Source organism: Pseudomonas sp. BNK-15, from assembly GCF_047456105.1.
In the GTDB taxonomy this organism is placed as follows: Bacteria; Pseudomonadota; Gammaproteobacteria; order Pseudomonadales; family Pseudomonadaceae; genus Aquipseudomonas; species Aquipseudomonas putida_E.
On the sequence record NZ_CP179898.1, the window covers coordinates 2,821,570 to 2,834,324 of the forward strand.

Here is a 12,755-nt window from a genome sequence, read left to right on the forward strand (position 1 = left end):
CAAGTTGGGAAAGCTATTAGCTAGCTAAGAGATCCCATTATTCGATGAGTTGTCGCAGCTCGCGCATCATTTCGGTGCTGTCGGCCACGTTCAATTCCACAAGACGGTGCAAATGGCTCATCGAATCGATGTCGATGTAGAGGCAGATGAACCCCAGCCGCTTCGCCTCTTCATGGCGTAGTTCCACCTGCATCTGCACATGGGTGTGCGGGTCCAGTTGGATGATCGCATCGAAATCCTGAGTGAGGTCGGCGTTCCACGGCTCAGGGCGCTCGATCAGCAGGCCCTTGAGCGACAGATCCAGGAGTTTGACCGGCCAGCGGCGATCGCCCTGGCGCAGTTCGGTGGGGGCGTCGAAGTCAATGCGCTGGAAGCGCCGGCGATCGTCGGAAGGAGTGGTCATGGCGGGCCCTCGTCAGTAGCACTGACTATAGACCAGCCATGGGCACTCCTGCCGGATGACGGGTAATACGGATGACATATGGCCGAGTCACCCGGCGCCACCGTTAGCTGGTGACGAAATCGAGGTCGACCACCTGATAGAAGGCCTTGTCGGTCTCGGCTATTTCCCAGACGCCCAGCAGTACGTGATAGCCCTGGCGTTCAGGTAGCTCCAAGGTATGCGTAGTGGGTTGTGCCGGCCACATCTGCTCGTCGGTGAAGCCCCAGTAAGGCTGAAGTTCATTGAGGAATGTGGCGAACGGCTGCGGTTCGAACTGGGCACGGGTCAGCGGCTCCCCGGCTTTCAGATGATCGACGCACGATTTCAGCGTGTGCAGATTCGTCAATCGCGTGTCTTCCAAGGGCAATCGGATTGCCTGATCATTGAAAGCGCGTGCCCCTTTCATGCACAGCTGGCAAAAATGACAGGCCCGCCAGGGCGCGTGTTGCTTCCCAGGCATGAGGTTGTACGGGTAGCGGCGTTCTAGAGCCTGTGCTCGCCACCGGCTGTATGCCAATTCGGGATGGTAAACCCTTCAAGCAAGCCCTAGACTCAAGGGGCTGTCTATTCCAACCACTTAGCTGGAAGCATGCCATGAACAACAATAACAGCCTGCTACGCCACATCCCGTGGCTGGCGCTGGCGGTCATAGGGGCTTGTGCGCTGGGTGTGGTCGCCCTGCGTCGAGGCGAGGCGATCAATGCCTTGTGGATCGTGGTCGCGGCAGTGGCCATCTACCTGGTCGCCTACCGTTACTACAGCCTGTTCATCGCCACCAAGGTGATGCAACTCGACCCTCGCCGAGCCACCCCTGCGGTGCTCAACAACGATGGCCTGGACTACGTCCCGACCAACAAACACATTCTTTTCGGTCACCACTTCGCCGCCATCGCTGGCGCCGGCCCCCTGGTCGGTCCCGTGCTTGCGGCGCAAATGGGCTACCTGCCTGGCACGCTCTGGCTGATCGCCGGCGTGGTGCTGGCCGGCGCGGTCCAGGACTTCATGGTCCTGTTCCTGTCTACCCGCCGCAACGGCCGCTCGCTGGGCGACATGGTGCGCGAGGAGATGGGGCGCATCCCTGGCACCATCGCCCTGTTCGGCTGCTTCCTGATCATGATCATCATCCTGGCGGTGCTGGCGCTGATCGTGGTCAAGGCCCTGGCTGAAAGCCCATGGGGCATGTTCACGGTGATGGCGACCATCCCGATCGCGATGTTCATGGGCATCTACATGCGCTACATCCGCCCGGGCCGTATCGGCGAGATCTCGGTCGTCGGCGTGGTACTGCTGCTGGCGTCGATCTGGCTGGGGGGCCAGATTGCCGCGGATCCGGTCTGGGGCCCGGCGTTCACCTTCACCGGCGTGCAGATCACCTGGATGCTGGTGGGTTATGGCTTCGTCGCTGCCGTGCTGCCAGTGTGGCTGGTGCTGGCGCCGCGTGACTACCTGTCGACCTTCCTCAAGATCGGCACCATCGTCGGCCTTGCCATCGGTATCCTGATCATCGCGCCAGAGCTGAAAATGCCTGCGCTGACCCAGTTCACCGACGGTACAGGCCCGGTGTGGAAGGGCACACTGTTCCCGTTCCTGTTCATCACCATCGCCTGTGGTGCGGTGTCCGGCTTCCACGCGCTGATTTCCTCGGGGACCACGCCGAAGCTGCTGGACAACGAAACCAACGCCCGCTACATCGGCTACGGCGGCATGCTGATGGAATCGTTCGTCGCCATCATGGCCATGGTCGCCGCCTCGGTCATCGAGCCAGGCGTTTATTTCGCCATGAACAGCCCGCCCGCAGTGGTCGGTGCCGACGTCGTGTCGGTGGCGCAGACGGTCAGCAGCTGGGGCTTCCTGATCACCCCCGAACAGCTTGAGGCCGTGGCCCGCGACATCGGCGAGCACACCATCCTGGCCCGTGCCGGTGGTGCGCCGACGCTGGCGGTGGGTATTGCGCAGATCCTGCACCAGGTGCTGCCGGGTGAAAACACCATGGCCTTCTGGTACCACTTCGCGATCCTGTTCGAAGCGCTGTTCATCCTGACCGCAGTGGACGCCGGTACCCGTGCCGGCCGCTTCATGCTGCAGGACCTGCTGGGCAGCTTCGTGCCGGCGCTCAAGCGTACCGAGTCGTGGACGGCCAACCTGATCGGCACGGCCGGCTGCGTGGCCCTTTGGGGTTACCTGCTGTATCAGGGCGTGATCGACCCGCTGGGTGGCATCAACACCCTGTGGCCGCTGTTCGGCATCTCCAACCAGATGCTGGCCGGTATCGCTCTGATGCTGGGCACGGTGGTATTGATCAAGATGAAGCGCCAGCGCTACATGTGGGTCACCTTGCTGCCAGCGGTGTGGCTGCTGATTTGCACCACCACTGCCGGGCTGATCAAACTGTTCGACCCGAACCCTGCGGTTGGCTTCCTGGCCCTGGCCGAGAAGTACAGCACTGCGCTGGACGCCGGCCAGGTGCTGGCCCCGGCCAAGGATATCGGGCAGATGCAGCACGTGATCTACAACGCCTACACCAACGCCGGGCTCACCGTGTTGTTCCTGATTGTGGTGTTCAGCGTGTTGTTCTTTGCCATCAAGGTCGGCTACGCCGCCCTCGGCCGCAAGGAACGCACCGACAAGGAAACCCCGTTCCAGGCACTGCCTGACGCTTGAGAGGAATGCTGCGATGTTCAACGACCTGGGTCGGCTGGGTAAATACCTGGGGCAGGCAGCCCGCCTGATGGTCGGCATGCCCGACTACGACAACTATGTCGAGCACATGCAGACCAAGCACCCGGACAAGCCGGTGATGAGCTACGAGGCGTTCTTCCGGGAACGCCAGGAAGCCCGCTACGGTGGCAAGTCCGGCCCCAAGTGCTGCTGATTCGGCACACTGCGTGAACCTGTGGGAGCCTGTGGGCTCCCACAGTCATTTTCAGCTTCAGGAGATTTCTGCGTGCAGACGCCAATTCCCGTAACCGTGCTCACCGGTTTTCTCGGTGCCGGCAAAACCACGTTGCTCAAGCACATGCTAAAAGCCGAGCACGGCCTGAAAATCGCCGTGATCGAGAACGAGTTCAGTGAGGCAGGCATCGACAGCCAGCTGTTGGGTGACGAGCCGGTGCAGGTCATGACCCTGGCCAACGGCTGTGTATGCTGCAGCATTCATGGCGACCTGACCCGTGCCCTGTTCCTGCTGCTCGAGCGCCTGGACGCCGGGGAGATCGCTTTCGATCGCCTGGTGATCGAATGCACTGGCCTGGCCGACCCCGCGCCGGTGGCGCAGACCTTCTTCGTCGAAGAGCAATTGCGCGACCGCTATATCCTCGATGGCATCATTACCCTGGTCGATGCGGCCCATGCCGAGCTGCATCTGGCCCAGACCATCGCGCAGGCCCAGGTGGGCTTTGCCGACCGCCTGTTGCTGAGCAAGACCGACCTGGTCGAGCCGGCGGCGGTGGACGCCTTGCGCGAGCGCCTGGCGCGTATCAATGGCCGTGCGGCGTTGCGCGTGGTCGAGCACGGCCGTATCGACCTGGCCGAACTGCTCGACGTGCGCGGGTTCAACCTCAACCCGGATCTGGGCGCCAACCTCAAGCCAACCCTGCGCCCGGCGTTCAAACCCGCCACACCTGATCGTATCTCGACCCTGGTGTTGCGTACCGAGGTCCCCCTGGACATCGACCGCCTCAGCGGCTTCATGAACGAATTGCTCGAGACTCACGGCAAGCAACTGCTGCGCTATAAAGGTGTGCTCAACATTGCCGGAGAAGACCGTCGCCTGGTGTTCCAGGGCGTGCTCAAGCTCTATGGTTTCGATTGGGACGCCGAGTGGGCCGAAGGCGAAACGCGCGAAAGCGTGATGGTGTTCATTGCCGATGAACTGCCTGAGGCGAAGATTCGGGCGGGTTTCGAAGCGTTGGCTGCGGGCTGAACCGGGCAGGCGTCTGCACGGCGAACCACTGCGGCCATGAACTGCGGTGACGCGTTTGTACCTCGATGCAGGGGATCAGCCGTTCGGTGAGCACGGCGGTCTGTTGCACGGCTTTGGCGGTGCGGTATTTGACGCTGTGGATGCACTCGCGGTCGCCGAACTCACAGCGGTTCAGCGCAGTACCGCCACAGGGGCCGTTGGCCAGGCCCTTGGGGCAGGTTTCGGGGCAGATGTACAAGGTGTCTTCCAGGCGGCACCGGCCACAGGTGTCGCAGCCCAGCAGCGGGCGCTTCACGATGCGCTCCAGCCCGTGCAGCCAGCGGGCGCCGCTGTCGCTGGCCCACAGCGGCTGGCGCACGGCCCAGCCAAAGGTCTTGCTCAGCCAGTTGTTACGGCTGAACAACAGGGCGTGAAACCCATGCAGCAGGTGATAACGCAGTTTCTCCCTGGCGGTTGCGCTGACCCTCGACTGGCCTTGGCGCCAGTCTGCTTGTGGTGGGTGAAAGGTCACCGCCGGCAGGCCTGGCATCTGCCAGCTGCCGGCCCAGGCCGTTGTCCACTGTTCCTGTGAATGGACACGTGCTTGCCAGTCCTCGATGCGCGCCTCCAGGGCGAGCAGTTGCTTGAGTTCGTGAACACCTGAAAGGTGCACCCCGGCATACCCCATCAACTTTACGCCAATGATCTGCAGGGCCAGGCGATCAAGGCCGCGTGCCTGGGCATAGGCTTTGGATACGCCCGCTTCGGCCTCAAGCATGTCGCGCATCGACGGCGATACGGTAACGCCGGCGACATGCTCGAGCATCGCTGCACGGCCATGGCTCAGGCTCATCAGGCAGGCCAGTAGGGGCTTGGGTTCGGCCTGACGCCCCATCCACTGCATGGCCTCCAGATGCTTGCTGGCATCGAAGCCCAATTGCAGGGTGAGGAAATCGGCGCCCGCAGCGAGCTTCTTCTCTGCCTTGAAATACTGCGCACCGCCTTCCTCCTCGCGGTATTTGAATGGGTTGAGTGCAGCCCCCAGCAGCCAGTGGGGGCAGGCCTTGCGAGCAAGTTGCAGTGCGGCGACCGATTCCAGATAGCGCACCGGGCGCTCGCCTGGCTGGTGGCCTGGCAGGCGATCGCCGGTCAGTAGCAGCAATTGGTCGAGGCCGGCGGCGTCCATTCTTTTCAGCTGCGCGAGCAGATCATGGCGTTCACGGTCCTTGCCGGAAAAGTGGGGCAGGGCAGGGACGGGTTTACTGAAGCTGGACAGGGCGTCCAATGGTGAGAGGTCCAGCGGGCTGCCGACACGGTCGCCGATGGCTACGGTCATTGGCCAGCCGCACAAGTGCCCACGGGCCATGATCGCCTCCATCGCAGCGAAGCGTTCGGCCGACGGCTTGGGCACGAACTCCATGACGCAGACGAAGGTTTTTTCGCGCAGCGCCGATTTCAGCAGGCTCATGGCAATGGGGCACCTGGATTGTTCAGTGAGGCATTGTGCGACGCGTCTTGGGCGCAGGCTTGTCTGCGAGCGTACCAGGCTGCTCTGAACAAGACGTGCCCGGCCTATTCATCATGAAAGAATCTTGACTTCATCTCAAATTAAATGAGTTTGTCTCATTGTGTGGCGGGCCGGAAAATCCCCCTCATTATTTTTTGCATTCTGAGGGACAAGAGATGGCACTGGCACATAACCTGGGTTTTCCGCGTATCGGCCGCGACCGCGAACTGAAAAAAGCCCAGGAAGCCTTCTGGAAAGGTGAGTTGGACGAAGCCGGCCTGCGCAAGGTTGGCCGCGACTTGCGCGCGGCGCACTGGCAAGCCCAGAAGGATGCTGGCATCGAGCTGTTGCCCGTCGGCGATTTCGCCTGGTACGACCAGGTACTGACGCACTCGCTGACCTTCGGCGTCATCCCCGAGCGTTTCCGAGGCCATGACGGTGCCAAGCCCACCCTGCAAACCCTGTTCGCCATGGCCCGTGGCGTGGCGACCGAGCGCAGTGCCAACTGCTGCGGCGCTGCCCACGCCCAGGAAATGACCAAGTGGTTCGACACCAACTACCACTACCTGGTACCTGAGTTTACCGTCGATCAGCAATTCGCCCTGAGCTGGGAGCAGCTGTTCGAGGAAGTGGACGAAGCCACGGCATTGGGCCATGCCGCCAAACCGGTGGTGATCGGCCCGCTGACCTACCTGTGGCTGGGCAAAACCAAAGGTGGCGACTTCGACAAGCTGGAGCTGCTCGACCGCTTGCTGCCGGTGTATGACGAAATCCTCAATCGCTTGGCTGGTCAGGGTGTGGAGTGGGTGCAGATCGACGAGCCGATCCTGGTACTCGATCTGCCGCAGGAATGGAAAAACGCCTATGAGCGTGTCTACAACATCCTCCAGCGCGCCCCTTTGAAAAAACTGGTGGCCACCTATTTCGGCGGCCTGGAAGAAAACCTCGGCCTTGCCGCCAACCTACCCGTCGACGGCCTGCATATCGACCTGGTGCGGGCGCCGGAGCAGTACCCGACCATCCTCGACCGCCTGCCGGCCTACAAGATACTGTCGCTGGGCCTGGTCAACGGCCGCAATGTCTGGGCCTGCGACCTGGAAAATGCCGTTGATGTACTGCGTCACGCTGCCGAGCGTCTGGGTGACCGCCTGTGGGTCGCACCATCCTGTTCGCTGTTGCACAGCCCGGTGGACCTGAGCCGTGAAGACCAGCTCGACACCGAGCTGAAAAGCTGGCTGGCCTTCGCCGTGCAGAAATGCCAGGAAGTCGCCGTGCTGGCCAAGGCCGTCAATCAGCCGGACGCTGCCGAAGTTGCCGCCGCACTGGCGCGTAGCCGCGCCATCGAGGCTGGCCGCGCCAGCTCGCCGCGTATCCACAAGCCTGCCGTACAGGCGCGTGTCGACGCGATAAAGCCTGGCGACAGCCAACGCCTGTCGGCGTTCGGCCAGCGCATTGCCAAGCAGCGAGCCGGGCTGAACCTGCCTGCCTATCCGACCACCACCATCGGCTCTTTCCCACAGACCCCTGCCATACGCCTGGCACGCCAGGCGTTTAAACAGGGCAAGTTGACCGAAGCCGATTACGTCGAAGCCATGCACAGTGAAATTCGCCATGCCGTACAGATCCAGGAAAACCTGGGCCTTGACGTATTGGTGCACGGCGAGGCCGAGCGCAACGACATGGTGGAATACTTTGCCGAGCAACTCGACGGTTACTTGTTCACCCGTTTTGGCTGGGTACAGAGCTATGGTTCGCGGTGCGTGAAGCCGGCGGTGATCTACGGTGACCTGAGCCGGCCTGAGGCGATGACCGTGGCCTGGACCCGCTATGCACAAGGGCTGACCGGCAAAGTGATGAAGGGCATGCTGACCGGCCCGGTGACCATGCTGATGTGGTCGTTCCCACGTGAGGATGTCAGCCGCGAAACCCAGGCCCGGCAACTGGCGCTGGCGATTCGCGATGAAGTGCTCGACCTGGAGGCAGCTGATATCAAGATCGTGCAGATTGACGAGGCCGCCTTCCGCGAAGGCCTGCCGCTGCGCCGCAGTGCCTGGCCCGCTTACCTCGAGTGGGCCACCGAAGCCTTCCGCCTGTGCGCTTCGGGCGTTCGTGACGAAACACAGATCCACACCCACATGTGCTACAGCGAATTCAATGATGTGATCGAATCGATCGCTGCGATGGACGCCGACGTCATCACCATCGAGACATCGCGTTCTGACATGGAATTGCTGGAGGCGTTCGAGAAGTTCGACTACCCCAACGAGATCGGCCCAGGTGTGTATGACATTCACTCGCCACGGGTACCGACCAGAGAGGAGATGGTCAAGTTGCTGCGCAAGGCGGCTTTGCGTATTCCGGCCGAGCGTCTGTGGGTCAACCCGGATTGCGGATTGAAAACCCGTGCCTGGCCTGAGACCGAGGCGGCGTTGGTGAACATGGTGGCGGCGGCTCGTGAGTTGCGCGCCACAGCCTGAGCATTTGCTGCTTGTACCGCCCTCATCGCCGGCTTGCCGGCGATGAGGGCAGTGCTGTCTGCCTTAAACCAGGATCAACGCTCGATCGCCAAAGCGACACCCTGGCCCCCGCCGATGCACAGCGTGGCCAACCCCTTCTTGGCGTCGCGCTTGATCATTTCGTGCAGCAAGGTCACCAGCACCCGGCACCCCGAAGCACCGATCGGGTGCCCAAGGGCAATTGCCCCGCCGTTGACGTTGACCCGCGCGGCATCCCACTCCAGCGCCTTGCCCACCGCCAGCGCCTGTGCGGCAAAGGCCTCGTTGGCCTCGATCAGGTCAAGCTCGGCCAATTGCCAGCCGGCCTTGTCCAGGCAACGCTGGGTGGCCGACACCGGGCCAATCCCCATGATTTCCGGGTCCACCCCCGCACTGGCGTAGCCGGCAATTTTGGCCAGTACCGGCAGGCCAAGGGCCTTGGCCTTGTCAGCACTCATCAGCAGCACCGCAGCGGCGCCGTCGTTGAGGCTGGAGGCGTTGCCAGCGGTGACGCTGCCGTCTTTCTTGAAGGCCGGGCGCAGCTTGGCCAAGGAATCAGCGGTGGTGTCCGGGCGTGGCTGCTCGTCACGGTCAAAGACCTTGGGGTCACCTTTTTTCTGCGGCATCACAATGGGCGTGATCTCGTCCTTGAAGCGGCCGGTATCGATGGCGGCCACCGCCTTGCGTTGCGATTGGGCGGCAAATGCATCCTGCTGTTCACGGCTGATGCTGTACTTCTCCACCAGGTTTTCGGCGGTAATGCCCATGTGGTAGTCGTTGAAGGCATCCCACAGGCCGTCGGTGATCATGCTGTCGACCAACTGGCCATGGCCCATGCGCTGCCCGGTTCGCGCCGAAGGCATCACGTAGGGGGCCAGGCTCATGTTTTCCTGGCCTCCGGCGATTACCACCTCGGCATCACCGCAACGGATGGCTTGTGCAGCCAGGTGCAGGGCCTTGAGCCCCGAGCCGCAGACTTTATTCAGGGTCAGCGCCGGCACACTGTAGGGCAGGCCGGCCTTGATCGCGGCCTGGCGAGCAGGGTTCTGCCCGACGCCGGCGGTGAGTACCTGGCCGAGGATCACCTCGTCGACCTGTGCCGGGTCCAGCCCGGTCTGCTCCAGCAGGCGCTTGATCACGGCAGCGCCCAGGTCTACCGCGGGCACGTTGGCCAGGGCACCCTGGAAGCTGCCGATGGCGGTTCGGGTTGCGGCGACGATGACCACGTCGTTCATGTTGTTGTTCTCCGTGTGCAGGTGGGCGCCAAGCGGGCGCAGTGCCACCAGCTTCGGCGGGTTTGGCTCATTTGTTAAGTTTGTTTTTCTTTGCCATTGATGTGAAAAACCAATCAATGGCTCCTGGGCTGGTGTCCGGTCTTTGCTCTTAACCACCGGATCTTGCCGGCGACAGAGTGTTCATCGGGAGGCGCATCGTTTTGCATCCCTTTGATCACCCCGTAATATGTGTCGGATAACCTGTGGGGGTAGTCTCACCCTCTGATCAATCGGAATCGCCCAAGGCGGCGCTTCCCTGCATAAACCTGACGAGGTACAGACATTGGCCATCATTCATCCTAAGGTTCGCGGTTTCATCTGCACCACGACTCACCCCAAGGGCTGCGAGCTGAACGTCCGTGACCAGATCGAAGCCACCCGCAAGCTGGGCGTGCGCGAGGATGGCCCGAAGAAGGTCCTGGTCATTGGTGCATCCAGCGGCTACGGCCTGGCGGCACGCATTACCGCAGCCTTCGGCTTCAAGGCCGATACCCTGGGCGTGTTCTTCGAAAAGCCAGGCACCGAGACCAAGGCTGGCACTGCCGGCTGGTACAACGCTGCTGCCTTCGACAAGTTCGCCAAGGCCGAGGGCCTGTACAGCAAGTCGATCAACGGTGACGCTTTCTCCGATGAAGCCCGTGCCAAGGTCATCGAGCTGATCAAGAACGAAATGGGCGGTCAGGTCGACCTGGTCATCTACTCCCTGGCCTCGCCGGTGCGCAAGCTGCCGCAGACCGGTGAAGTGATCCGTTCCGCGCTCAAGCCGATCGGCCAGCCGTACAAGTCGACCGCCATCGACACCAACAAGGACACCATCATCGAGGCCAGCATCGAGCCGGCCACCGAGCAGGAAATCGCTGACACCGTCACCGTCATGGGCGGCCAGGACTGGGAACTGTGGATCGACGCCCTGAACGCCGCTGGCGTGCTCGCGCCACAGGCTCGCACCGTGGCCTTCAGCTACATCGGTAGCGACATCACCTGGCCGATCTACTGGCACGGCGCCCTGGGCAAGGCCAAGCAGGACCTGGACGAAACCGCCCAGCGTCTGGCCGGCAAGGTCGGTGGCAGCGCCAACGTGGCCGTGCTCAAGTCGGTGGTCACCCAGGCCAGTTCGGCCATTCCGGTGATGCCGCTGTACCTGTCGATGGTCTTCAAGATCATGCAGGAGAAGGGCGTTCACGAAGGTACCCAGGATCAGCTGGACCGCATGTTCCGTGACCGTATGTACCGTGCTGACGGCGTCCCGGCGGAGCTGGACGAGAAGGGCCGCCTGCGCCTGGACGATTGGGAGCTGCGCGACGATGTGCAGGGCGCCTGCAAGGCCCTGTGGCCACAAGTGACCACCGAGAACCTGTTCGAACTGACCGACTACGCCGGTTACAAGAAGCAGTTCCTCAACCTGTTCGGCTTCGAGCGCGCTGATGTCAACTACGACGAAGATGTGGCGACCGATGTGAAGTTCGACTGCGTCGAGCTGTAAGCCCTCTGGCTGTACCGGCCCCGCGAAAGGGCCGGTACAGCCCTCGCGTTTTTTGCTAGCGTTGGCGCACAACAACAGGAAGCGCGCCATGAGCAGCCTCACCCAACCGGCCACGCCTTTTCGCCAGACCACAGCCGACGGCTACAGCCTTGGTGGTTTCTACTGGCGCCACGCCCAGGCCAATCCCCAGCGCCCGCTGGTGATCATCAATGCCGCCACGTCCGTGCGCTGCCGTTACTACACCCGCTTTGCCGATTACCTGTTCGCCCAAGGCTGCGACGTGTTGACCTATGACTACCGCGGCATCGGCGAATCCCGGCCGCCTTCCTTGCGCGGTTTCCAGGCCTCCTGGAGCGACTGGGGCAGGCTGGATTTCGAAGCCATGCTGGCGTACGCCGCCCAGGCATTTCCCTGCCAGCCGGTGGATGTCGTTGGGCACAGCTTCGGCGGTTGCGCCGTAGGGCTGGCGCCGTCTGCCGAGCGGATCAGGCGGGTGGTGATGGTGGGTGCGCAGTTCGCCTACTGGCGTGACTACGCGGCCGATCAGCGTTGGCGACTGTTCGGTAAATGGCATGTGGCGATGCCGTTGCTGACCCGTGTGTTCGGTTACTTCCCCGGCAAGCGCCTGGGCTGGATGGAAGACACGCCTGCCGGTGTGGTCCAGGACTGGACTACCCGTACTGCGCGCTATGAGCAAAGGCCCAGCGGGCGCCAGTTGCAGTATTTGCCGTTTGCTCAGGTGCGGGCGGCAACGTTGGCCATCAGTCTGGCCGATGACCCGTTTGGCACGGTTGCCGCTACAGAGCGATTGCTAGGTTATCTGGAAGGCGCCGAGCGTCGGCATCTGCGGATCGCACCTGTGGATATCGCGGTCGAGGACATTGGCCACTTCGCGTTTTTCCATGACCGATTCCGCGAGAGCCTGTGGCCGATTGCGCTGGCGTGGTTGCAGCGCGGCGGGTTGCCGGCCGACGGGCCGGGGCAGATCATCAGCTGATGGGGCCTGCCCGGCCCGGCAGTATCAGGCGTTACGCGAAAGCGGCTGGGCGGTGAACTTCACGCCTGCCAGGCCATGCGCGATCAGCGCACGGATGTTGCCATGGTCAGTGCCCTCGGGCGTGGCCATCACGTCGCGGTAGTGTTCACCGAAGGCCAGCAGCGCCTCCTGGTCGCTCAGGCCTTCCAGCAGGGCCAGGCCCAGCGTCTTGCACGAGCCTTCGTTCTGCCCGGCGGCGTTTTCCACGCCACCGTTGGTGAAAGCCTGTGGCTGGTAGCTGTAGTGGGCAGCGATGAACGCCAGGGTGTCGGCGAAGGCGTGTTTGCCGCTGGCCAGGCTGGCGCGCAGGGTGTTCAGATCAGTCACGAGGTTTTCCTTTTTCAAACGCCGCTTGCTGGTCGGCGCTGGCTTCTTTCTGGTACTGGGTTTTCCATTCGGCGTAGGGCATGCCATACACCGCTTCACGGGCGTCATCCAGGCTGATGTCGACCTGGCGTTCGTCGGCCGCGGCCTTGTACCACTTGGACAGGCAGTTACGACAGAAGCCAGAGAGGTTCATCAGGTCGATGTTCTGCACATCGGTGCGGTTCTGCAGGTGTGCGACCAGGCGCCGGAAGGCGGCGGCTTCGAGTTCGAGTTGTTCTTGCGCAGTCATG

12 protein-coding genes are annotated in these 12,755 nt (G+C 62.5%); 6 read left to right on the forward strand and 6 right to left on the reverse strand.

The features are described from left to right. Positions 1-37 precede the first annotated feature (37 nt). Positions 38-403 (reverse strand): PilZ domain-containing protein, encoded by a 366-nt coding sequence (locus ACMGF5_RS12840; protein WP_046784718.1) that lies wholly within the window; start codon positions 401-403, stop codon positions 38-40. Between the two features lie 103 nt (positions 404-506). Next, positions 507-788 (reverse strand): lytic polysaccharide monooxygenase, encoded by a 282-nt coding sequence (locus ACMGF5_RS12845; RefSeq protein WP_231386145.1) that lies wholly within the window; start codon positions 786-788, stop codon positions 507-509. A 248-nt stretch (positions 789-1,036) separates the two neighbouring features. Between ACMGF5_RS12845 and ACMGF5_RS12850 the strand changes: the two genes are divergently transcribed. The 3 genes from ACMGF5_RS12850 to yjiA all read left to right on the forward strand — a co-directional run bounded on the left by ACMGF5_RS12850 (position 1,037) and on the right by yjiA (position 4,364). Beyond that, a complete protein-coding gene (locus ACMGF5_RS12850) occupies positions 1,037-3,103 on the forward strand; it encodes a carbon starvation CstA family protein (RefSeq protein ID WP_119688274.1) in 2,067 nt (688 codons plus the stop codon). Positions 3,104-3,116: 13 nt separating this feature from the next. Then, on the forward strand, positions 3,117-3,314 hold the full coding sequence (locus ACMGF5_RS12855) for a YbdD/YjiX family protein (RefSeq protein WP_008094130.1): 198 nt from the start codon (positions 3,117-3,119) through the stop codon (positions 3,312-3,314). A 72-nt stretch (positions 3,315-3,386) separates the two neighbouring features. Next, positions 3,387-4,364: a GTPase gene (yjiA, locus tag ACMGF5_RS12860; protein WP_204919686.1), complete on the forward strand. Its 978-nt coding sequence runs from the start codon at positions 3,387-3,389 to the stop codon at positions 4,362-4,364. On the opposite strand, the gene ACMGF5_RS12865 is transcribed toward yjiA, so the two are convergent. Next, positions 4,300-5,811, reverse strand: a complete 1,512-nt coding sequence (locus ACMGF5_RS12865) for a methylenetetrahydrofolate reductase C-terminal domain-containing protein (protein ID WP_115273575.1) — start codon at positions 5,809-5,811, stop codon at positions 4,300-4,302. The genes yjiA and ACMGF5_RS12865 overlap by 65 nt on opposite strands. 215 nt (positions 5,812-6,026) lie before the next feature. On the opposite strand from ACMGF5_RS12865, the gene metE reads away from it, so the two are divergent. Then, positions 6,027-8,327 (forward strand): 5-methyltetrahydropteroyltriglutamate--homocysteine S-methyltransferase, encoded by a 2,301-nt coding sequence (metE, locus tag ACMGF5_RS12870; RefSeq protein WP_414157838.1) that lies wholly within the window; start codon positions 6,027-6,029, stop codon positions 8,325-8,327. A gap of 74 nt (positions 8,328-8,401) precedes the next feature. Here the strand turns inward: metE and ACMGF5_RS12875 are convergent, their stop codons facing one another. Then, positions 8,402-9,580 (reverse strand): acetyl-CoA C-acetyltransferase, encoded by a 1,179-nt coding sequence (locus tag ACMGF5_RS12875; protein ID WP_414157839.1) that lies wholly within the window; start codon positions 9,578-9,580, stop codon positions 8,402-8,404. A 322-nt stretch (positions 9,581-9,902) separates the two neighbouring features. On the opposite strand from ACMGF5_RS12875, the gene fabV reads away from it, so the two are divergent. Further along, entirely contained in the window at positions 9,903-11,102 is a 1,200-nt protein-coding gene (fabV, locus tag ACMGF5_RS12880; protein WP_237860166.1) for an enoyl-ACP reductase FabV, read from the forward strand. A gap of 88 nt (positions 11,103-11,190) precedes the next feature. Continuing rightward, the gene (locus ACMGF5_RS12885) at positions 11,191-12,099 is read left to right on the forward strand and encodes an alpha/beta fold hydrolase (RefSeq protein ID WP_115273578.1); all 909 of its coding nucleotides are present in this window, start codon (positions 11,191-11,193) and stop codon (positions 12,097-12,099) included. Positions 12,100-12,123: 24 nt separating this feature from the next. Here ACMGF5_RS12885 and ACMGF5_RS12890 read toward each other — a convergent pair whose 3' ends face one another. Both ACMGF5_RS12890 and ACMGF5_RS12895 read right to left on the reverse strand, forming a co-directional pair. Then, positions 12,124-12,465: a HopJ type III effector protein gene (locus tag ACMGF5_RS12890; protein ID WP_414157840.1), complete on the reverse strand. Its 342-nt coding sequence runs from the start codon at positions 12,463-12,465 to the stop codon at positions 12,124-12,126. Next, positions 12,458-12,754 carry a DUF1244 domain-containing protein gene (locus ACMGF5_RS12895; RefSeq protein WP_012312735.1) on the reverse strand — a complete coding sequence of 99 codons (297 nt, stop codon included), beginning with the start codon at positions 12,752-12,754 and terminating at the stop codon, positions 12,458-12,460. The genes ACMGF5_RS12890 and ACMGF5_RS12895 overlap by 8 nt, the downstream gene beginning before the upstream one ends. Between the last annotated feature and the right edge of the window lies 1 nt (position 12,755).

Excerpts from the sequence above, each read along its gene's own strand:
- ACMGF5_RS12840 (WP_046784718.1), bottom strand. The coding sequence starts at position 403 with ATGACCACTCCTTCCGACGATCGCCGGCGCTTCCAGCGCATTGACTTC.
- ACMGF5_RS12850 (WP_119688274.1), top strand. The coding sequence starts at position 1,037 with ATGAACAACAATAACAGCCTGCTACGCCACATCCCGTGGCTGGCGCTG.
- ACMGF5_RS12855 (WP_008094130.1), top strand. The coding sequence starts at position 3,117 with ATGTTCAACGACCTGGGTCGGCTGGGTAAATACCTGGGGCAGGCAGCC.
- ACMGF5_RS12865 (WP_115273575.1), bottom strand. The coding sequence starts at position 5,811 with ATGAGCCTGCTGAAATCGGCGCTGCGCGAAAAAACCTTCGTCTGCGTC.
- metE (WP_414157838.1), top strand. The coding sequence starts at position 6,027 with ATGGCACTGGCACATAACCTGGGTTTTCCGCGTATCGGCCGCGACCGC.
- ACMGF5_RS12875 (WP_414157839.1), bottom strand. The coding sequence starts at position 9,580 with ATGAACGACGTGGTCATCGTCGCCGCAACCCGAACCGCCATCGGCAGC.
- ACMGF5_RS12885 (WP_115273578.1), top strand. The coding sequence starts at position 11,191 with ATGAGCAGCCTCACCCAACCGGCCACGCCTTTTCGCCAGACCACAGCC.
- ACMGF5_RS12895 (WP_012312735.1), bottom strand. The coding sequence starts at position 12,754 with ATGACTGCGCAAGAACAACTCGAACTCGAAGCCGCCGCCTTCCGGCGC.